Genomic DNA, 20,047 nt, shown 5'->3' on the forward strand with positions numbered 1-20,047 from the left:
GTAAAGAGTATTTTTAATATCGCAGCAGCCCTCCCATACTTCCCCTCAGAGGTTTAACGTTGAGGAGAGAGAGAATGAATTTTAACAGCAGTACGGTGCTGATCACGGGAGGAGGGCGCGGACTGGGCCTGGCCTATGCCCGCCTTCTGGGCCAACTGGGCGCAACGGTACTGATTCAGGATAATGGTGCCGCCAGCGATGGGGAGAGCGTCGATCCGCAGGTTGTGGAAGACGCCGCCGCCACGCTCCGGTCGGAAGGGTTAACGGTGCGGGCGATAGCGGGCGATATCAGCACCCGGGAGGGCTGTTATGCTCTCTTCAACCGCGCGGAAGCCCTGGCGGGACAGGTTAACACGCTGATTCACAGTGCGGGCTGGGTGGCGTATCAGCCGGTGGAAGCTATCGGGGATGCAGCCTTCGACAGGATGATGACCATTGCTGCAAAGGCACCGCTCTGGCTGGCACAGGCTGCCTGGCCCGGGATGAAAGCCGCAGGCTATGGGCGGATCGTCGTGACCACTTCCTGCCGGGCGCTTTATCCGCAGTATGTGCAGCACGGACTGACCGCTTACGCGGCGTCACGCATGGCGGTCGTTGGCATTATGCACGTGCTGGCCGCCGAGGGCGCAGAATCGGGGATCGTGGTCAATGCCGTGTCTCCCGTGGCGAAAACGCGGATGTGGGGAGTGGACGGCGAACCGGGTGATCTGCGGCCCGCAGACGTCGCGCCCGGCGTGGCATTTCTGGCTTCCCCAGCCTGTCGCGAGGGTGGCTGGATACTGCGGGCGGCTAACGGCCAGTTTCATGCCACACGCGCAGCAGAAGCCATTGGTGTACATTATCCTTACGATCTGCGCGCAGTGCATGCCACCACGCCAGACGCTGTTGCCGCAAACTGGGCGCAGATTGCCGTGCATCATCCAGAGCCGCGCGGATGAATGCGGTATCTGTCGCCGTGGCAGGCGAGTCGCTTCTCGGGGAATCCCCGATCTGGCACCGTGCCGATCGGCAGGTCATCTGGGTCGATACCCAGGGCGGCGTTCTCCATCGCTTTGATCCGCTGACCGGTCACCACCGGACGCTGACCCTACCCGCTCCGCTGGCGTTTGTCAGAGAAGCGCCGGACGGCGGGCTGGTCATCGGTACAGGCTGCCACATTGAGCGGATTGACCGCGCAGGCCGCAGACAGCGTATCGCCACCGCCCCCCACGCGCAGCCAGGTTACCGCTTCAACGATGCCTGTTTTGATGCCTGCGGTCGTCTCTGGGTCGGTCTGATCAATAACGCGCTGACAGCGGGTTCAGGCTATCTGTATTGCCTGTCACCGGACGGGCGCTGGCAAACGATCGAGGATGGTTTTACCCTGATCAACGGCCTCGCCTGGCGGGATGACCAGCGGATGTTGTATATCACGGACTCCCTCGCCAGCACGATTTATGCCTGTCCCCGCGATCCCCTGACCGGGCGGATGGGTATCTGCAAGCCGCTGGTTACCTTCGCGCGTCAGTATGGCAAACCGGACGGGCTGGTGGTCGATCGCGAGGGTTATCTGATTAGCGTGCTTTTTGACGGGGCGGCTGTTGCCCGTATCTCGCCCGATGGTGAAACCGTTCGCTGGCTGCCTCTTCCTGTGCCGCGCCCGACCAGCTGCACCTTTGATGGCAGCGGAACAACCTTATACATGACCTCCGCCCGGCTGGGCCTGTCTGCCCGTCAGCTCGCTGTCGCGCCCTGGTCAGGATCGTTGCTCAAAGTCGAATACGCCGTCGGGGATTTTCTGGAAAACATCGGTGATGTTATTACCCAAAACCGTTAATTTAACTTACTATATCGCCTTACTTTTTCGCCTTTATTTTCTGTCAGACTTCACCCCCTGACAGTTTTACTCTGGTCAGAACATTCGTTTTTCATCTGAACATGCCGCCCGACGGTAACGGCGACATATCAGGCTGGAAAACAACGAGGCATACGCTGATGTTTTCTCGCTTTTTTATCTATCGCCCGGTTTTTGCGTGGGTCATTTCCATTCTTATCATGCTGCTCGGTGCGCTGGCCATCTCGCAGCTCCCCGTGGAACAGTATCCCGACGTTGCTCCGCCGTCGGTCAGCATCAGCGCCACCTACACCGGTGCCTCTGCCGAAACACTGGAAAACAGCGTTACCCAGATCCTCGAACAACAGCTGACCGGGCTGGATAACCTGCTTTACTTCACCTCCAGCAGCAGCTCACAGGGCAACGTCAGCGTTGATGTCACCTTCAGCCAGGGCACCGACCCGGACACGGCGCAGGTACAGGTGCAGAATAAGGTGCAGCAGGCGCTGTCGCGGCTGCCAACAGAGGTTCAGCAGCTGGGCGTCACCGTCACCAAGTCCCAGTCTAACTTCCTGCTGGTGATGGGCCTGTATGATACAACCGATAAAAGCAGCAGTTCAGATATCGGCGACTGGCTGGTCAGCAATATGCAGGAACCTCTGGCGCGCGCAGAGGGCGTCGGCGATATTCAGGTCTTTGGCGGTCAGTATGCAATGCGCATCTGGCTGGACCCGGCCAAACTTTACTCTTATGCCTTACAGCCTTCGGATGTAGCCGCCGCCATCCGGGCGCAGAACGTCCAGATTTCCGCCGGCAAGATCGGCGGACTGCCGTCACCTGACAATCAGCAACTGACGGCCACCGTGCGCGCGCAGTCGCGCCTGCAGACCCCGGAGCAGTTTCGCAATATCATCGTTAAAAGCGACCGTAGCGGGGCCATCGTGCGCGTCGGCGACGTTGCCCGGGTCGAACTCGGCAGCGAATCTTATGATATGAGCACCCGCCTGAACGGTCATCCTGCGGCAGGGGTGGGGGTGATGCTGGCACCGGGCGCAAACGCGCTGGACACGGCGAAGCGGGTAAAGGCCACCATCGCAGAGTATCGTCACTCCATGCCGGACGGGTATGAAGTCTCGTATGCCCTGGACAGCACCGACTTTATCAAAATCTCCATTGAGGACGTGGTGATCACCCTGATTGAAGCAATCGCGCTGGTCGTGGTGGTGATGTACCTTTTTTTACAGAATATCCGCGCCACGCTGATCCCCGCACTGGCGGTCCCCGTCGTGCTGCTGGGCACCTTCGGCGTACTGGCCGTTATGGGCTACACCATCAATACACTGACGCTGTTTGCCATGGTGCTGGCCATTGGTCTGCTGGTGGATGATGCGATAGTGGTGGTGGAAAACGTCGAGCGCATCATGCACGACGAGGGACTCCCTGCCCGGGAAGCCACTGAAAAATCGATGAAGGAAATTTCAGGTGCCCTCGTGGCTATTGCCCTCGTGCTGTCAGCGGTATTCCTGCCGATGGCCTTTTTCGCCGGCTCAACCGGCGTCATTTACCGTCAGTTTTCCGTCACCATCATTGCCGCCATGACCTTTTCCGTGGTGGTGGCCCTGACCCTGACGCCAGCCTTGTGCGGCATGCTTCTGCGGCCCGTCACACCTCATCGCCGTGGCTTCTTCGGGGGCTTTAACCGGCTGTATGCCGCGACCGAACGAAAATACCGCCACAAGGTGCTGGGCACGCTGCGTCGCCCGGTGATGATGGTGGTGCTGTACGGTGCCATGGGGCTGATACTCTTTGTGGTGTTCACCCGTCTGCCGGGCAGTTTCCTGCCTAATGAGGATCAGGGAAGCGTCATGCTGCAGGCAACGCTGCCAGCCGGAGCTACCAGCAGCCGCACGGAGGCGGTTAACCAGCAAATTGTCGACTGGTTCCTGAAGGAGGAGAAAGACAATGTTGAGGTGGTCTTTACCATCAATGGCTTTAACTTCAGCGGGGCTGCACAGAACGCGGGTATGGCCTTTATCAAGCTGAAAAACTGGGATCAGCGTCCGGGGGCGGAGAACTCCGCTGAAGCCATCGCCGCACGCGCGACGGCCGCACTGTCAGGCATCCGTGATGCCCAGATCTTCGCCCTCACACCCCCCTCGGTGCCGGGCCTCGGGCAAAACAGCGGGTTCACCTATGAGCTGCTGGCCAGCGGGGGAACGCCGCGCAGCCAGCTGGAAACCCTGCGTGATACGCTGCTGGAAAAAGCCAGCCATCGCCCGGAGATGGCGGCGGTGCGCAGTAACGTTCTGCCACAGATGCCTCAGCTGCAGGTGGATATAGATATCAATAAGGCCGTGGTGCTGGGCCTGGCACCCGCCGATATTACCGACACGCTGACCGGGGCCTGGGGGGGGCCTACATCAATGACTTTATCGATCGCGATCGCGTGAAGCGCGTCTATATGCAGGGCGACGCACCCTTCCGCTCCGCACCGGGCGACCTGGATAAATGGTTTATCCGCAATGCCGACAGCGGCATGACGCCGTTTTCCGCGTTTGCCACCACCCGCTGGACGGTCGGACCGGAAAGCCTAAACCGCTACAACGGTTCTGCCGCCTTTGAGATTCAGGGACAGAACGCAGAGGGGTACAGCTCGGGCGAGGCGATGGCTGCGCTGGAGGCGCTGCAGGAACAACTACCGCCCGGCACGACGGGTGCATGGAGCGGTCTCTCCCTGCAGGAAAAACAGGCCGGAGGGCAGTCCACTGCCCTGTATGCGATTTCTATTCTGATTGTTTTCCTGTGTCTGGCCGCCCTGTATGAAAGCTGGGCAGTACCGTTCTCCGTCCTGCTGACGGTTCCGCTGGGCGTGCTCGGCACCGTACTGGCCGTCTCGCTGCGGGGGCTGAATAACGATATTTACTTCCAGGTCGCTCTGCTGACCACCGTCGGGCTGACCTCGAAAAACGCTATTCTGATTATCGAATTTGCCGAAGAAGCGGTCAGGCAGGGACGATCACTCAGCGCCGCTGCGCTGCAGGCCGCGCGGTCACGCCTGCGGCCGATTATGATGACCTCACTGGCCTTTATGGCCGGCGTGGTGCCACTGGCGGTGGCTACCGGAGCGGGGGCCAACAGCCGCATTGCCATCGGTACGGGGATTATCGGCGGAACGCTGGCCGGCACCGTGCTGGCGCTGTTCTTTGTTCCGCTGTTCTTTGTGCTGGTGAAGCGTTATCTCACCGCGCATCGCCGATCCAGCTGATGCAGCGTCGCGGAAGACAGGCCGCTATGGCTAACGGCTTAACAGGATCCAGCGCCGTCCGGCCAGTACGGTCAGCACCACAATGGTGACGCCCGCCGCCAGGTGCAGGGTGAAGTCCAGCCGGTGCAGATGAACCTCATGACACAGCGAGAGGAGCATTGATGACATAAAAGCAATGCCCGCCCCGGCCAGCGCCAGGCTCTGCCCGGGGCGCAGCGAGCGGGTGCGGGACAGGCAGGCAATAGAGATGGCGATCATCGGCAGGCTGGCGCTGAGCATAAACAGATAACAGTGTATGCCTTCCCCCAGTGCCCGGCGCCCGCCGGTGGCGAGGCCGGTGCACTGTTCAGCAGGTTAATGACCAGCCAGACAGCAGCCAGCAGCGCACACCACTTCAGTCCGGACGCCTGACGACCGGCGATGCTGACGGTAAAGGCCGCGGCCATCGCGCCCGTGCCCGTGGCCAGCGACAGCAGCAGGGTGATCAGCGCCAGCCAGGATCCCGGCTGAGACCAGTCGGTAAACCGGCTGTGCAATGCCCAGCTGGTCAGCATGCCGCAGGGCAGCACGGCGGCCGCCCATACGACCACGCGCCAGGCCGTCGGCCAGGTGCGCGTGACCGGCCTGACAGTCTGACTGAGTTCGTCGATCAGTTGGTCATGATTTCTCATCATTCCCCCGTCCATATTTACGCAGATTGAGCATGGCGCGATGTAACAGTGACTTCACCGCAGAGACCGACAGATGGCTGGCCGCCGCCGTCTGCGCCAGACTTTGTTCACGCAGATGCACCGACTCCACCATCTCGCGCTGGCGCAACGGCAGCGCGCCCAGATAGCCGGTAAGCTCGTCATAAACGACACTTTCGTCCCCGCCGTCGGCCGCCTGGCGCAACAGGGCGTCATCATCCTGAACCTCCGGACGGCGGCCGCGCTGCCGCAGCGCATCAATCGCCCGCGCCGAGGTGATTGCAGCCACCCAGGGCAGAATGGGGCGCTGCGGATCGTAGGTATGACGTACGCGATGGATCGCCAGCAGGGCCTCCTGTACCACATCTTCCAGCAGGGCGTCATCGCTGATTTTTTTGCGTGCAAAGGCCCGGATGGCAGGCACCATCGCTTTCAGCAGCTGGTTATAGGCTGCCTTGTCACCCGCCTGCGCCTGCGCCATCAGACGCGGCCATTCCCGTGCGCGGGTATCAGTGCCTGCCATACATGCTCCTGGCAGTCACGACAGTCAGAGGGCAGTCAGGGGGTGTTGCAACAGCGTTCGCTCATCGGTTCATTCACGTTTTCTTCCCCTTGTCTGCGGCATGTTCGAGCGCAGAGATCACGATGCGCGGCGTCAGCACCTGCGGCAGCACCACCGGTTTACCGCCGTCGGCAGGGTAAACCACGTAAAGTGGCAGACCGCCCCGGCCGAAATCACTGAGTGCCTGCTCCACATCGGGATTGTACCTGGTGGAATCCGCCACCATATAGAGGGTGTTGGTTCGCGCCATCGCGGCTTTCACCGCCTGCGTTGATAACGAGGTGCGATCGTTCACCTGACAGGTGATGCACCAGGAGGCGGTAAAATTCACCAGTATCGGTTTCCCCTGACCTTTGATCGCGTCAACATTCTGCGGGGACCAGGCGACCGCAGCCGCCGCGTCCGAAGCCTCAGCCGCCTCCGGCTGGCCGGAAAACGTCGTCAGGCTGGCCAGTGGGGGCACCATGATCAGCACGAACAGCGCCGTAGCAAGATGCTGAGGCCAGTGGCGCCGCCCCATCATGCGGCGTTTCTGTGCGATGCCATACAGCCAGGCGGCAAAGCTCAATACGATGCAACAGGCAAGGATCAGCGCCAACGCCCCCGAGCCAGCCTGACGTTCCAGCACCCAGATCAGCCAGGCGACCGCGCCCAGCATCGGGAACGCCAGCGCGTGTTTCAGCGTCACCATCCACGCTCCGGGAGCCGGTAAGATACGCGCCAGCAGCGGGAAGAAAGCGATCAGGGTAAACGGCGCGGCAAAGCCCAGTGCCAGGGCGATAAAGATCACCAGACTCACCAGCGGCGGCTGGGTCAGCGCATAGCCGACGGCACTGGCCATAAACGGTGCGCTACAGGGCGTCGCAACGATAATCGCCAGCGCCCCGGTGAGCGCCGAGCCAGTCAGACCACTGCGTCCGCCGCCCACTTCCCCCACCCGCTGCGCTGCGAGCCCGACCTCAAACAGCCCAAACAGATTAAGGGCCGAGGCAAGCATCACGAGAATGAGCAGAGCGATCACCAGCGGTGACTGAAGCTGGAAGCCCCAGCCGACGGCCGATCCTCCGGCACGGGCCAGCAGCAGCACGCCCACCAGCAGCAGCATGGTCACCACCACGCCGCCGAGAAACGCCAGACCTTCTGCCCGTGCCCGGGCAGGCCGATCGTGATGGCGGAGCATACTCAGCGCTTTAAGGGAAATCACCGGAAATACACACGGCATCAGATTGAGAATAAGGCCGCCAAGAAAGGCGGCAGCAAGGGCAGTCAGCATAGCGTTACCTGCTTTAAATCGGGACGTTACGCCGGATTGGCCTGGCGATATTTTTTCACGGCATCCATGGCTTTCTGGATATGTGCATCCGGGTTTTTATCGGTATAACTCAGCAGGATTTTACCGTCCGGCGCAATCACGTACGACGTACGATCCGACAAAGTCTGCCCCTTCATCTGCATGGTACTCTGGTACTCTGCAGCCACTTTAGCCCCCGGATCGGCGGCGACCGTGAACTTGTCCCGGCACTCCAGCTGGGAGAACTTCTCAATCTGATCCACATTCCCGGCGGTCACGCCGATAACGGTTGCGCCCTGCTTGCTGAACGCATCGGTGGCTTCGGCAAAGTCATGGGCTTCCAGCGTGCAGCCCGCGCTGAAGGCGGCCGGGAAGAAGTACAGCACTACCGGGCCTTTCTTCAGGGCCTGCTGCAGCGAGAAGGTGGTCGGCTTACCGGCCAGCGCCGCCTTCAGCTGAAAGTCAGGGGCGTTTGCACCGACCGGCAGAGCGGCAAAGGCAGACGTGACGGGCAGCGCCAGCCCGAGAAGGGCGGTGACAGCCAGCGTGCAGAGGGTTCTTTTCATACGCATAAGTAGTTCTCCAGTGTGAGGCAGGCGACAGCGCCCTGATAACCTTAATCACAGTTTCGTCCGGGGCAGGGCAAAGGTTGCGGTTGCGGGAAAATATTTTTTTCCCTGCCCGCCAGCCCCTATTTCAACATCCGTTTAAGGGTGTCATCGATGCGCTGCTGAATCGTGCGTAACGTCTCCGGGGTGATCTGCCCGGGAAACATTTCGCCGGCCAGCCGGGTAAACCCGGACGCTACCTCACAGTGGCGCTCTATCACCTCCCCGGCCTGTGAAGCGGTCAGTTCAGCCTCCTGCTGCCCCAGCGCTAAAAGGTGTTCACGGCCAATATCCAGCGCTTCCCCCATCACATCCATCTGATGATAGCCGCCCGGCCCTTCACACCAGGTGACATCATACGCCGGTGCCAGCTGCCACTGACCCGGGGCAGACATCAGATAGGCAAAGTTTTTCGGATGATCGTCGCGATTATTGAACACCACGTTGAACACCACCCGTTCAAACGCCAGCGCCTTCTGCCGGACATCATGGGTACACAGCCAGGTGGCACGAAGAAAATTCGTGTAGTCCAGCGCCCCTGGCGTCTGGTAGTTTGCCCCGGTGAACGCCGCAAGACTCTGCATCGGCACCCGCAGGCCGTTCTGCCGGTCAAAACGCCGTGAGGCAAACGCAGCCTGGCCATTGGGCAGGGCAAACCAGGCGGTCTCTGGCGTGCTGATCTGGCACGCACGCAGGCACTGCGCATAAACGGCTTCAATCGCACAGACTTCAGGATGTTCCTGCCGGGCAGGGAATTTAATCAGCCAGGCTTCTCTGTCTGTGCTGGCCGCGGTGGTAAAGGCCCCGCTGGTGGCATCGCGATACAGCAACGCTTTCGGTCTTGCGCCCTGCGGGGAGCCGCCCATCAGCAGCAGCCGCTGCAAAAACTCCCCTCCCTCACCGTCCAGCACTTCCTGCACCTCAGCCGAGAGCTGCGCCAGCGCAATATCTTCCGCCGGGCTTGCCTCTTCCTGCTGCGAGGGGACAAACGACATCGCCCCCATGGCGTTGTCACCGATCCAGGTCAACCGCTCAAGCGGCCCGATGCGCGCCGCATTCAGCCCGCGCTGGCGGAACAGTCTGTCCATCAGCAGCATACCCCAGCCGTCGGGCAGGGCGTCATACACCGGGCCGGGAAGGCCCATCTGATGAGCCGGGAATGCTCTGCGCAGACGCGGCCCACTCAGCGGCAGGGTGAGCGAGGCCAGTTCCAGCCCGTGGCGAACTGCCTCTTCGCTGTACTCAAACAGGATCTGCGGGCGACCGGTGAGGGCGGTTGAAGAGGCCAGACTTCCCCACAGCCAGCGTTCACCCCAGCCTTCGTACCAGACATCGACTTTACTCACCATCGTGAAGGCTCCGTTTTATACGCTGGCGTGTCGTGTTCTTTTCGTAGCGCAGCAGATCGTCCAGACTGTCGATTTTCGGCGCGAACAGGGCCTCCAGCTCTTTACCGCGTCCCAGCACCATCGCCACCCTGACCAGATTTTCAAACCCCACGCTCCGTCCGGATTCCAGGTTAGACACGGTATTGACCCCAATTCCTGCCCTGGCCGCAACATCAGCCTGGGTCATTTGCTGTGTGAGCCGCTCTTTACGCAGTCGCTCGCACAGCAGCCTGACAATTTCATCGGGTTTGCTGAGAGTTAAATCCATAATAACGGGCCTTAAAATGGTTTTTCATTGTTAACACCCAATATTATAGAGTTAATTTTCGGATAAGGGAAAAAGCGGTAGCGTATTCAGTGCTAACGTGCAAAAGGGGTGAGCACGGGGTGCGGTAGCAGCCTGACCGCGTACTGGCCGGTCTGTTTCAGGCTCTGCAGAGTCGCGCCGTCTTTCGCCTCAATCGACATACCTTCCAGTAGCGTGTTCAGCACGGTGGCCAGGGCTGTCGTCGGCGTCCCGGCAGGCAGTTGCTGTTCCTGAACCGCCCGGCGAAGCCGTTGCTCAAACCGATCTTTTCCCTCCTGGCGCAAGGCGCTGACAGCCTCCACGACGCCTGCGGAATCGGATGAGACGTTAATGGCAGCCAGTACCACCATGCAGCCACAGGGAGCGGAAGGTGACAGCAGAATATCTGCTGCCTCGCTGAAAAAGCGGTCAATGGACACCGTCACGTCTGCGGCATCTTCAAGCCTTTCCCAGGTCGCCTGCCAGTAAACGCGCTCGTAATAGTTGACTGCTTCCAGGAACAGTCGGGCCTTATTGCCAAACGCCGCATAGAGGCTGGGAGGATTGATCTCCATGGCCGCGCACAACTCGGCCACGGAAGCGGGTTCAAAACCCTTACGCCAGAAGATATCCAGCGCGCGGATTAACGCCTTATCACGGTCAAAACTGCGCGGTCTGCCTCGCGGCTTCTCACTGGCGGTGCTGACATCATTCCTCTTCATGCCGGTCTCTCATTATTCTCTTGACATTTTATATAGCGGTCACTATACAATAATAAATTAACTAGTGACCACTACAGATATCCGTAGTCCACAGCTTAACGGTGATCATCAGTATGACCGCTATCTCCTCCGTACAGGACGATAACGCCACTGTTGACGTACTGAATCACTATAAATGAAGGTGGGAAAAACAGGCGAAGAGTGTGCTGATGCCACCGGGCATCAGCACGTGACGACAGACACAGTTCGGCTCAGTAGAGCGTCGTTTTCAGCCGCTCAGGCAGCGCATTATCATAGGCTTCCCCGTCAATCTCATCGTGCGAGATCTGCTTCAGGATCGTGCCCGTGCTGGGCAGGGCCGTGCGCGGGAGCTGGAGAGCGGGATCCCACAGCCGGGATCGCAGAATGGCCCGGCTGCACTGGAAAAATACCCGCTGTACATGAATGCGGATGACACAGAGAGGCAGATGATTATCCACGGAAAAACGGGCAAGTAATGCCGGGTCAATACTGATTTCAGCCGTTCCGTTGACGCGCAGCGTCTCTCCGATGCCCGGGATCAGGAACAATAGCGCCACGCGGTTGTCCAGTAGAAGGTTACGCAGGCTGTCAATCCGGTTGTTACCCCGGCGATCGGGCAGCAGCAGCGTATGATCGTCTTCAATGTGGATAAATCCGGCCGGATCGCCCCGGGGCGAGATATCCATACCTTCTGCGCCCGAGGTCGCCAGCGCAACAAAAGGAGAGGATTCAATAAAGGGTCGGTAGGCCGGGTGAATATGATGGGTGACTTTGGTCAGGGAGGGTTTGGCAACAGCACCATACAGACGCTCCAGCGCTTCTACCTCAGTAATCGTTGCAGAAGGGGTTTTCATAGCAGTCCTCTCGTCAGTGAGCTGACCCTGATTATCACCATCACGCCTCCGGGAAACCAGCAAAACTCAACGCGACTGCGCGTCAGGGCAGCCTCATGGCGATGCCCCTGCAGCTTTCAGCACAGTCGAAGCAGGCCGTTGCACATATCTGGCAGTGATCGTGATCGTGCTGACTGCAGGTTTTGCCGCATTTCTCACACGCGTCGGCACACAGCTTACAGATCTGCGGCGCATAGTCGCTGTCCATTGCCAGCAGCTGCGCCGTCATCCCGCATAACACGGCGCACTGTCTGTCAAGCCGGATACAGTCGCGCAAATGCTCCAGATTGGGCTCCTGCAGGCAGGCAGTAGCACAACGCTCACAGGCCGCCAGACAACTGAGGCAGGCGTTAATACATAGCTGATTTATCTCTGACATAAACGAGTCCTCGTATCGTGGTGAAAGGGCACTACTGCGGCTTTTCCGGCACAGGCAGCACTTCCCCGGGGAGAAAAGCCGCCAGTTCGCGCGCATCATGACTGCAAAAAAGCGTGACATCCGCCGGGGCGGAGCAGGCCAGCTCACGCAGCCGTTGTTGATTCAGCCGGCGGGCACGGTTATCAGCAGACATCAGCCACTGATAAAAGCGCAGCCCGGGCGTGCAGTGTCGTTGCTCTCCCTGCATTTCGCTGCGATAAAACCAGGCGTCGCCGCCGTGCAGCAGCCAGCCCTCCGGGGTATTAACGGCGATACCCGCATGGCCCGTCGTATGTCCGGCCAGGGGGATCAGAAGGATTTCCGGGGGAAGTCCGTCAAGTGCGGATACGCAATCAAAACCAAACCATCTTTCCCCCTGCGCCTGATAACCCGTCCAGCCGGAAGCCCCCTGCCACTGTGCCGGCCGGTATCGCGAGCGGGCGAGCCAGCTGTGACGCGACCGGGCGGTATCGATTTCCTGCTGCATCAGGTGAATCTTTGCCCAGGGAAAATCGGAGAGGCCACCCGCGTGATCGAAATCAAGGTGGGTCAGAATAATGTGTCTGACATCGCGGGCTGAATACCCCATCGATTCAATCTGGGATAAAGCCGTCAGGGCGTGTTTATATTGGATGTTGTTCATCAGGCGAAAGAAACCGGCGATGCGTTGATCCGCCCTGCGCACATCATCCCGGCCAAAGCCGGTATCGACCAGAATGAGTCCCTGCCCGTCAGTTTCGATCAGCAGGCAGTGACAGACCAGGTGCGCCTTTATTCCTTTGCTGAACCCGTCGTATAAGGCACCGCCCAAGGGACACATGCAACCACAGTTAAGGTGGTGAATTCGCATATCACTCCTCTCAAATGCTGATCATGACGTTTCGCGTGCACGCCGTTCGGTGTTGAAGGATTCGCAGATTGCCCCTGACCGGACGCTTTATCTGAAAACGATGAGAACGTCATATTCAGCGCTAGATAACCAGCTGCTGAGTCTTAACAGAATATTTTTCGTGATGCCTGTCACATTCGTTTTTTAATGTATTTTCCTGCGAAGGGGATTCAACAGACTGAAAGCGTAACGAAGCGAAATGTATATTTCCCAAAACAGAACCGCGGGAAAGAGAATCAATAAGCAGGGAGGTCTGAAGCTCTCGTAATAACTGATTATTCTGTTGAATAAGTGTATCCAGCCGTTTTTTATCATGAGAAGAACCGCTGAAACCGCTAGCAATTTCAGACAAAATCTTTTTACGCTTCTTTTCGTTACGGTAACGTTCCTTAATTATCTTAAGTGTTGCTTCATCTGTCATCCGCACCTCCTCGGTGTATTCAGGTGATAAGCCGTTATAAGATGTTTTTTAACAAATACCCTCGCCGTAAAGAACGATTACAAGACGACTACCGCACAACACTCAATACTGCACCACGTAAAAACGAACTCTAATAATATACAACTTATACAACCATGAAGTAAAATTAGGAAGATTCCTAATACATTTATTATGCATTGATTTTCAACAACAATTTTTTAACAATGCGCCACAAATTCGTGCATAATTGTACGGTATTTTTTTGTTTGTATAATTTAGCGGTTTAAAAAACAACCTGCTTTAAAATATTTTCTTATTTCTTTCTTTTTAATTACGCGGAGTTAAGTGATTTAGGTATAAATAGATATACTTTTTTCATCACTTTCATTTGCGCACCCTAAACAGTTTGTCTAGTTTTAAATGCACACGGAATGTTGATGAACAAGCGAAACGCAACGGAATAAGGACGTTCTCTAATCTGAAAAATATGAGGAACACATTATGACTGAACATCGTGGTGGATCTGGTAATTTTGCAGAAAATAAAGAGAAAGCTTCTGAAGCGGGCCATAAAGGCGGTCAGCACAGCGGTGGGAACTTTAAAAACGATCCAGAGCGTGCTGCTGAAGCCGGCCACAAAGGCGGTCAGAATAGTGGCGGGAATTTTAAAAATGACCCACAGCGTGCTGCTGAAGCCGGCCATAAAGGCGGCCAGAATAGTGGCGGTAACTTTAAAAACGATCCGGAAAGAGCGGCCGAAGCTGGTCGCAAAGGTGGACAAAACAGTCATCGCAATGACTGATGTCATCTTGTGACGACTGATCAGGGCCCGTGAAAACGCGATGGCGTTTCACGGGCCCTGAACATCATTCAGCCACAGAACGAATGCGGATGCCGATAGCCTCTGATGTCTCAGGTGTCAGCCTGATACAACGTTCTGCGCTTAACGGAGAATGGAATGCAACCTGAAAAAAGTTACCACTGCTGGCTACGCGATGCCTGCGCAATTGAACGTCACGCAGAAATTGCGCTGAATGAATTAAAGCAACACCTGTCGCCATGGCCAGAACTGCAGGAACATGTCGAAACGCATATTAAAGAAACCCGATCGAACATTGCCCTGCTCAATGAATTTATGCAAAAGCGCCAGATCGATTCGGTTGCGCTGGGCAGCGAGCGGGTCTCTCATTTCAGGAACTGCATTCAGGGGATAAACAGTCTGCTGATGTCACCGGATCCGGTTAATAATTTCATCGGCAGCTATCTGCTGGAAGCTTACGAAATCGGCTGTCTGACGCCGCTGATCGCCGCGGCAGAAGCGCTGGGCGATCAGGAAGCTATTCTGTTATTCGACAAAATAATCCAGAAAGATTTTAAGATGGTCAGGTGGGCGCTTGAGCATCTGCCGGACATCACACGGAATCAGCTTTTCCCCGTGGACACCTACGCGGAAAAAGTGAGCCACGAGATCCACTGAGAGGAGGCACACGCTGATGATGCAGCATGCCGACCCGGTACTCTTATTATTACTTTATGGCGTTCTGCCCGTCTGGCTGATTGCCGGTTTTTGTGACTGGCTGTGTCACCGGGCATCGGATATTGAAACGACGTCAGGCAGCAAGGAATCCCTTATCCATCTGTTGATGTTTCTGGAGATGGGGATCCCTTTGCTGGCCGCACTCTTACTGCAGGTCAATGCTCTGATCCTGTTGGTGATGATCGTCCTTTTTCTCTGCCATGAAGCGACAGCGCTCTGGGATGTCAGCTATGCCGTCACGACGAGACGCGTCTCGCCCATTGAACAGCACATACACAGTTTTCTCGAGATGGTGCCATTAATGGCGCTTCTGCTGGTCATTTCCCGGCACTGGCAGCAGTTTCTGTCTCTCTTTGGGGCCGGTACTGAGCGCAGCGATTTCACGTTACGCCTGCGGGAGACGCCGTTACCGGTGGGCTACCTGGTGACCCTGATGACGGCGATTATCCTGTTTGAAATTCTGCCTTATCTTGAAGAGTACTGGCGTGGTCGCAGGGCCGCTCAGCGCAGGGCGACGCAGGGCGACCCATCCGGTTAAAGCCCGCTGCGTATTTCAGCGCAGACTCTCTCCGACTTCAAATTGTTCAGATTGTTCAGTCGCGGATAAGCTGAAAAGCGTCACGCTGTAAAATCCACGGTCATCAACGAAGCCAGTCGCACTTAATCGCGCATCCTCCGCCAGCAACATCAGACCGGGAAATGCAGCACTCAGGCGTATGGTCATCGGGTAAAGCATGTTTTCATTCAGATCAAAACCCTGATGCAGAGCGGACTTGCGCAGATAGACGGCAGGATAGGTCAGCCCTTTTGGGGTCATGCTGTCCCATTCACTGTCTGGCACCAGCACATCACGCCAGCCCACCATCTGCATCGCTTCAAAGAAAGACGTGACTCGGCGAAGGTCGGACAGCGCTTCTTTTTTTCCTGTACAGGTATTCCAGATATATTCCGCCTTTGCTCTCAGTCCAGCCCGATAATGCAAACGCTTACCTTCTTTAAGAAAGAAATCTATCTCCGGAGCAACGATCACCGGAAAGATCTTTTTTCTTTTTGCCTGTTCAAGCCAGCGCATAATAAAAATATGCTCTTCCAGTAATGAGCGTTGTCCATTTTGATGAAAGAGCCTGACGGCCACCAGCAGGGCCCAGGAAAAGTCTCTCACCGCAAAATTCATTCTTTTAACCTCTGGCAAAGCAAATCCTCCAGTGATGGCATCTGGTTTTATAAAAAATCGTTGAGTAAAGAGTAAAGTGCTTAACCCGGATAACAATGACGAGAGCCAGTGCGTGATGACAATGGCTTTCTTTTTTAATATAAACCTTCGTGATACGGGTTTATTTTTAAACGCGACTTACTTACCCGGAACGCCGCCAGTGCGAAGAAGACAGCGTCATACTGATGTTGTCGGGGACATCGTGGTCCTTTCTTTTCCAGGGGAACCTGGCGTTCTTAACGTGGCTGTATTCCCTCAGCCATGCAGAAAGCCTGACGATACAGAGCTCCGCCTCTTCCTCGGGCACCTTACCGATAAACAGTAGTGAAGGTTGTTCTTTATTATCAGTAAGATAAATCTCACTCCGGCTCCTGCCTGAGCAGGGATCTGTGTCACGGATGATTTTAACAGCAACAAAATCCAGCCGCGGCCAGGCTGATATCAGCGCAAAGATACGTTGTTTTTCCATTACCGCCTCAGGGTAAGTTCGTTATGAGTATGCAGATAATCTCAGCATCACGTTCACGAGGAAAAACTCTACTCATGCCAAAACGAGTTGTTCCCGCTAGTCTATCAACCTTGCGTACGGGGGCAAGAAGATGCGGTTTCGCTTAATAAAAAATCGTCTCTTCACCACCGAAAAACAATTGTGGCAAAGAGTCAAAAAAAAGCAAACTATACAAAAAATTAAAATTTGTACAATATTAAAAACCGACCTCCGCACCTCCTTAAAAATTGCATTTAAGAATATTCTTACCATGTTTTTTTAATATTGGGATGATCTTCACCTTATCCTGACTAAACTTAGAAGCGTCTGTGGAAAACTTCCCTTTCTTTTTATTCACCCTTATTTGGATACCACTATGAAAATTACAACGCTGGAAGATTTATTTATTCATGACTTATCTGACATTTACAGCGCTGAGAAGCAGATTACACGAGCATTGCCAAAAATGGCACGCGCGGCAACAGATGAAAAGCTGATTTCTGCTTTTAAAGCGCACCTGGAAGAAACGCAGGGTCAGATTGAACGTCTGGACAAGCTGGTTGATGTTACCGATGGCGTTCGCATTAAAAGAATGAAGTGCCACGCACTGGAAGGCCTGGTAGAAGAAGCACAGGAAATCATTGAGGCCGTTGAGGCAGGTCCGGTGCGGGATGCCGGTCTGATCGGCGCGGCACAAAAGGTGGAGCACTATGAGATCGCCACTTACGGCACCCTGCATGCGATGGCGCTCCGTCTGGGCTATGAAGAAGCAGCCAGCCTGCTGGCTGAAACGCTGAAAGAAGAAAAAGCGACCGATGAAAAACTGACCGTAATTGCAGAACAACAGAACTGAGGGATTGGTCTTGCTGACCATCAGCCCGTGAGTCCACGCGGCTCGCGCATTTGTTCAACGAGGAGAATGCTATGAACTACGAAGACCACTACCTTTCCTGGGTAAAAGACGCTCATGCCATGGAAAAACAGGCGGAGAGTATGCTGGAAAAAATGGCGGCACGACTAGAACATTATCCGGACCTGAGGGCAAGGATTGAACAGCATATTGAAGAAACACGTGAACAGCAGGCTTTGGTTCAGTCAGTCATTGATCGTTACGACACCTCCAGCTCGATGGTGAAAGATGCCATGGGCAAGCTCTCTGCCATGGGCCAGGCGATGGGAGGCATGATGGCAGACGATGAAGTCGTTAAAGGCGCCATTAGTGGTTATGTCTTTGAAAATTTTGAAATCGCAAGTTACACCTCTCTGATTGCCGCAGCGGAACTGGTCGGCGACATCGAAGGGGCACGCATTTTTGAACAGATCCGTGAACAGGAAGTGGCCATGGCTGACTGGGCGCTGCAACATCTTCCTGATGTCACCGAACAGTTTATGGTGCGCTCTGCCACGCCAGGCGTGGAAGCCAAAAAATAGACGACCCTATGGCCTGCTTTCGGGCAGGTTTTTCATGAACAGCGGGAGTAAACCATGTTCAGACACGTCAAACAACTGCAGTACACCGTCCGGGTCGCAGCACCCAATCCCGGCCTGGCAAACCTGTTACTGGAACAGTTCGGTGGTCCCCAGGGGGAACTCGCCGCCGCCTGCCGATACTTCACTCAGGGGCTGGGTGATGACGATCCCGGACGGAAAGATATGCTAATGGATATCGCCACCGAAGAGCTGAGCCACCTCGAAATCATCGGATCACTGGTCGGCATGCTCAACAAGGGAGCGAAAGGGGCCCTGGCTGAGGGAACGGAACAAGAGGGAGAGCTTTACCGGGAAATCACCGGGAAGGGGAATGACAGCCATCTTACCTCCCTGCTTTACGGCGGCGGGCCACCGTTGACCAACTCGGCTGGCGTTCCCTGGACAGCGGCTTATATTGACACCATTGGTGAAGTGACGGCCGATCTGCGCTCGAATATTGCTGCCGAAGCGCGGGCAAAGATCCTCTATGAACGGCTGATTAACGTTACGGATGATCCCGGTGTTAAAGACGCGCTGGGCTTTTTGATGACCCGGGAAGTAGCCCACCAGCTCTCTTTCGAAAAGGCGTTGTACGCCATCCGTAATAACTTCCCACCGGGCAAGCTGCCGCCTGTGGAGCAGTATGCCGGTGTTTATTACAACATGTCACAGGGGGGAGACGTCAGAGGGAGCTGGAATTCTGACGAGAACTTCCGCTATGTCGATAATCCTGCGCCGGCCGTTGACGGTGGCGATGGTGGTGCCAGTGTGGCCCTGCCACCAGAAGCCCAGGCCGATCTGGATAATCTGAAATTGCGCACGGCATCGGATACCACGCTTAATCCGGTCACGGGCGCAGAGCTGGGCTCAGAAACCCCCGTTGATAAATAAAGGGTATCCGCGCCCGATAAGCACACAGGTTAACCACGACAGGGGTTAACCTGTTAACAGGAGAATAGCGGTGTTTCGTTTGTTGAAAAATCTGTTCAGCAGCCCTGAAAATCTGCTCAACGTCTTATCCAGCGAAGACATGGAGGAAGCCCGGCAGGAGAAGGAAGCGATCCTGATTGACGAAGATGGCAACGCCAGCGTTAATACCGACAGCCCGGAAATGAAAGCCAGCTTTGCGCGGCATGTGGCGGCGCTTCGTGATGCGGGTGGCCGTGATATTGACGACAGCCACGCTGGCTCCTAGTCCGCTACTCTTCTGCTCCCCGACACGTTACATCTCGTTATCATCCGCAGGAACATCGTGATCCTTGGCGTGTTTTAGGACGCGCTCCGAGGTTGAAAAAGACGTAGTTCCCTTTGCATGTTCACCGCCACCAGCCACTCTCTTCAACTGGATGACATGCCCTTTTTGCCAGGCATCAGCCTGTGGGTCGACCGCGTCACTGCGGAGGTCCTGCCGGGACTGTTTAATGCTCTGCGTATTCGTACCGAACCGGCGATCGCGATCGGCAAGCAGACGCGGATCGAGCTGGCCATCAGCAGTGAACCCATCATCAGCGCCGGGATCCCGAGGGGCAATGTTTTATCGCGATCGGTATGCCAGGTATGCCAGGTTTTCCCGTAGGTGTTGACGATCCTCGCCATAAGCTGCTTTTCAAGCGGAGCGGGCAGCCCGGGGGCGATCAGCGTGCCCGACTTCACCTCATAGCGGTGGCTGTGCCAGAGTCGCTTCTCTTCCGCCGGCAGGCCCTTATAGAGACGCTCGCTGATGATATATTCAATGCCCATCAGCCGCGCGTCGCGCGTGTTCCCATCATAAATAACCGCCTGCATGACATCGTCATTCAGCACGGTCACATAATGGTGTGCCTCCATCTGGCCGTTCCGGTCACCGCTGTAAAAGTGGAAACCATCAAGATAGGTGTTGATGGCCGCAATCGGCGGTCTGGCTTGAACGAGCCCGGCGCCGGTGGATAACGCGCTCAGCCCGGGGGAGGTGGGCTCGCCGGGTGACGTCACCTGGGGGCCGGTGTTGTTGCCGCCGCAGCCTGCTAGAAAAACGCAAGCCATCAAGGATGGTCGTGTTAACTTCATGTCACCTCCCGGTCAGTTAGCCTCAGATA

21 protein-coding genes and 3 pseudogenes are annotated in these 20,047 nt (G+C 56.3%); 10 read left to right on the forward strand and 14 right to left on the reverse strand.

Annotation, left to right across the window (positions count from 1 at the left end):
- The first annotated feature begins 74 nt into the window (after nt 1–74).
- The 3 genes and pseudogenes from K6L24_RS21685 (at nt 75) to K6L24_RS21695 (ending at nt 5,078) form a co-directional block, all read left to right on the forward strand.
- On the forward strand, nt 75–938 hold the full coding sequence (locus K6L24_RS21685; RefSeq protein WP_118666185.1) for an SDR family NAD(P)-dependent oxidoreductase: 864 nt from the start codon (nt 75–77) through the stop codon (nt 936–938).
- Nucleotides 935–1,816 carry an SMP-30/gluconolactonase/LRE family protein gene (locus K6L24_RS21690; RefSeq protein WP_222682377.1) on the forward strand — a complete coding sequence of 294 codons (882 nt, stop codon included), beginning with the start codon at nt 935–937 and terminating at the stop codon, nt 1,814–1,816. The genes K6L24_RS21685 and K6L24_RS21690 overlap by 4 nt, the downstream gene beginning before the upstream one ends.
- 158 nt (nt 1,817–1,974) lie before the next feature.
- Nucleotides 1,975–5,078 (forward strand): annotated as a pseudogene (locus K6L24_RS21695) (efflux RND transporter permease subunit).
- A gap of 30 nt (nt 5,079–5,108) precedes the next feature.
- Here K6L24_RS21695 and K6L24_RS21700 read toward each other — a convergent pair.
- The 11 genes and pseudogenes from K6L24_RS21700 to K6L24_RS21750 all read right to left on the reverse strand — a co-directional run bounded on the left by K6L24_RS21700 (nt 5,109) and on the right by K6L24_RS21750 (nt 13,266).
- Nucleotides 5,109–5,749, reverse strand: a pseudogene (locus K6L24_RS21700) (DUF1109 domain-containing protein).
- Nucleotides 5,736–6,290, reverse strand: a complete 555-nt coding sequence (locus tag K6L24_RS21705) for a sigma-70 family RNA polymerase sigma factor (RefSeq protein WP_062748722.1) — start codon at nt 6,288–6,290, stop codon at nt 5,736–5,738. The pseudogene K6L24_RS21700 and the gene K6L24_RS21705 overlap by 14 nt, the downstream one beginning before the upstream one ends.
- Before the next feature lie 73 nt (nt 6,291–6,363).
- On the reverse strand, nt 6,364–7,602 hold the full coding sequence (locus K6L24_RS21710) for a protein-disulfide reductase DsbD family protein (RefSeq protein ID WP_062748724.1): 1,239 nt from the start codon (nt 7,600–7,602) through the stop codon (nt 6,364–6,366).
- Between the two features lie 26 nt (nt 7,603–7,628).
- Nucleotides 7,629–8,186, reverse strand: a complete 558-nt coding sequence (locus tag K6L24_RS21715) for a peroxiredoxin (protein ID WP_187510398.1) — start codon at nt 8,184–8,186, stop codon at nt 7,629–7,631.
- A 125-nt stretch (nt 8,187–8,311) separates the two neighbouring features.
- Nucleotides 8,312–9,577, reverse strand: a complete 1,266-nt coding sequence (locus K6L24_RS21720; RefSeq protein ID WP_187510352.1) for a type II toxin-antitoxin system HipA family toxin — start codon at nt 9,575–9,577, stop codon at nt 8,312–8,314.
- Complete coding sequence (locus K6L24_RS21725; RefSeq protein ID WP_062748730.1) at nt 9,567–9,884, reverse strand: helix-turn-helix domain-containing protein; 318 nt, start codon at nt 9,882–9,884, stop codon at nt 9,567–9,569. The genes K6L24_RS21720 and K6L24_RS21725 overlap by 11 nt, the downstream gene beginning before the upstream one ends.
- 92 nt (nt 9,885–9,976) lie before the next feature.
- Nucleotides 9,977–10,624, reverse strand: coding sequence for a TetR/AcrR family transcriptional regulator (locus tag K6L24_RS21730; protein WP_062748732.1), 648 nt, complete (start codon nt 10,622–10,624; stop codon nt 9,977–9,979).
- A gap of 251 nt (nt 10,625–10,875) precedes the next feature.
- On the reverse strand, nt 10,876–11,499 hold the full coding sequence (locus tag K6L24_RS21735) for a pyridoxamine 5'-phosphate oxidase family protein (RefSeq protein WP_062748734.1): 624 nt from the start codon (nt 11,497–11,499) through the stop codon (nt 10,876–10,878).
- An 82-nt stretch (nt 11,500–11,581) separates the two neighbouring features.
- Entirely contained in the window at nt 11,582–11,917 is a 336-nt protein-coding gene (locus tag K6L24_RS21740) for a four-helix bundle copper-binding protein (protein WP_187510351.1), read from the reverse strand.
- Between the two features lie 31 nt (nt 11,918–11,948).
- Nucleotides 11,949–12,806, reverse strand: coding sequence for an MBL fold metallo-hydrolase (locus K6L24_RS21745; RefSeq protein ID WP_137269745.1), 858 nt, complete (start codon nt 12,804–12,806; stop codon nt 11,949–11,951).
- 121 nt (nt 12,807–12,927) lie between these two features.
- Nucleotides 12,928–13,266 (reverse strand): hypothetical protein, encoded by a 339-nt coding sequence (locus tag K6L24_RS21750; RefSeq protein WP_062748740.1) that lies wholly within the window; start codon nt 13,264–13,266, stop codon nt 12,928–12,930.
- Between the two features lie 501 nt (nt 13,267–13,767).
- Here K6L24_RS21750 and K6L24_RS21755 point away from each other — a divergent pair.
- From K6L24_RS21755 to K6L24_RS21765, 3 genes are all read left to right on the forward strand, one after another.
- The gene (locus tag K6L24_RS21755; RefSeq protein ID WP_062748742.1) at nt 13,768–14,067 is read left to right on the forward strand and encodes a con-10 family general stress protein; all 300 of its coding nucleotides are present in this window, start codon (nt 13,768–13,770) and stop codon (nt 14,065–14,067) included.
- 156 nt (nt 14,068–14,223) lie between these two features.
- A complete protein-coding gene (locus tag K6L24_RS21760) occupies nt 14,224–14,742 on the forward strand; it encodes a DUF892 family protein (RefSeq protein WP_062748744.1) in 519 nt (172 codons plus the stop codon).
- A 19-nt stretch (nt 14,743–14,761) separates the two neighbouring features.
- A complete protein-coding gene (locus K6L24_RS21765) occupies nt 14,762–15,340 on the forward strand; it encodes a diguanylate cyclase (RefSeq protein WP_187510397.1) in 579 nt (192 codons plus the stop codon).
- A gap of 15 nt (nt 15,341–15,355) precedes the next feature.
- Here K6L24_RS21765 and K6L24_RS21770 read toward each other — a convergent pair whose 3' ends face one another.
- Complete coding sequence (locus K6L24_RS21770) at nt 15,356–15,976, reverse strand: DUF2913 family protein (protein WP_118666190.1); 621 nt, start codon at nt 15,974–15,976, stop codon at nt 15,356–15,358.
- Nucleotides 15,977–16,157: 181 nt separating this feature from the next.
- Entirely contained in the window at nt 16,158–16,484 is a 327-nt protein-coding gene (locus K6L24_RS21775; RefSeq protein ID WP_118666191.1) for a hypothetical protein, read from the reverse strand.
- 394 nt (nt 16,485–16,878) lie between these two features.
- Here K6L24_RS21775 and K6L24_RS21780 point away from each other — a divergent pair, with 394 nt between their 5' ends.
- The 4 genes from K6L24_RS21780 to K6L24_RS21795 all read left to right on the forward strand — a co-directional run bounded on the left by K6L24_RS21780 (nt 16,879) and on the right by K6L24_RS21795 (nt 19,167).
- Nucleotides 16,879–17,355: a YciE/YciF ferroxidase family protein gene (locus K6L24_RS21780; protein ID WP_062748749.1), complete on the forward strand. Its 477-nt coding sequence runs from the start codon at nt 16,879–16,881 to the stop codon at nt 17,353–17,355.
- Nucleotides 17,356–17,426: 71 nt separating this feature from the next.
- On the forward strand, nt 17,427–17,933 hold the full coding sequence (locus K6L24_RS21785; protein ID WP_062748751.1) for a ferritin-like domain-containing protein: 507 nt from the start codon (nt 17,427–17,429) through the stop codon (nt 17,931–17,933).
- A gap of 54 nt (nt 17,934–17,987) precedes the next feature.
- Nucleotides 17,988–18,863: a manganese catalase family protein gene (locus K6L24_RS21790; RefSeq protein WP_062748754.1), complete on the forward strand. Its 876-nt coding sequence runs from the start codon at nt 17,988–17,990 to the stop codon at nt 18,861–18,863.
- 70 nt (nt 18,864–18,933) lie between these two features.
- Complete coding sequence (locus tag K6L24_RS21795; RefSeq protein WP_118666194.1) at nt 18,934–19,167, forward strand: hypothetical protein; 234 nt, start codon at nt 18,934–18,936, stop codon at nt 19,165–19,167.
- A gap of 27 nt (nt 19,168–19,194) precedes the next feature.
- Here the strand turns inward: K6L24_RS21795 and K6L24_RS21800 are convergent.
- A pseudogene (locus tag K6L24_RS21800) lies at nt 19,195–20,018 on the reverse strand (OBAP family protein).
- Nucleotides 20,019–20,047 lie beyond the last annotated feature (29 nt).

This window comes from Erwinia persicina (assembly GCF_019844095.1).
In the GTDB taxonomy this organism is placed as follows: Bacteria; Pseudomonadota; Gammaproteobacteria; order Enterobacterales; family Enterobacteriaceae; genus Erwinia; species Erwinia persicina.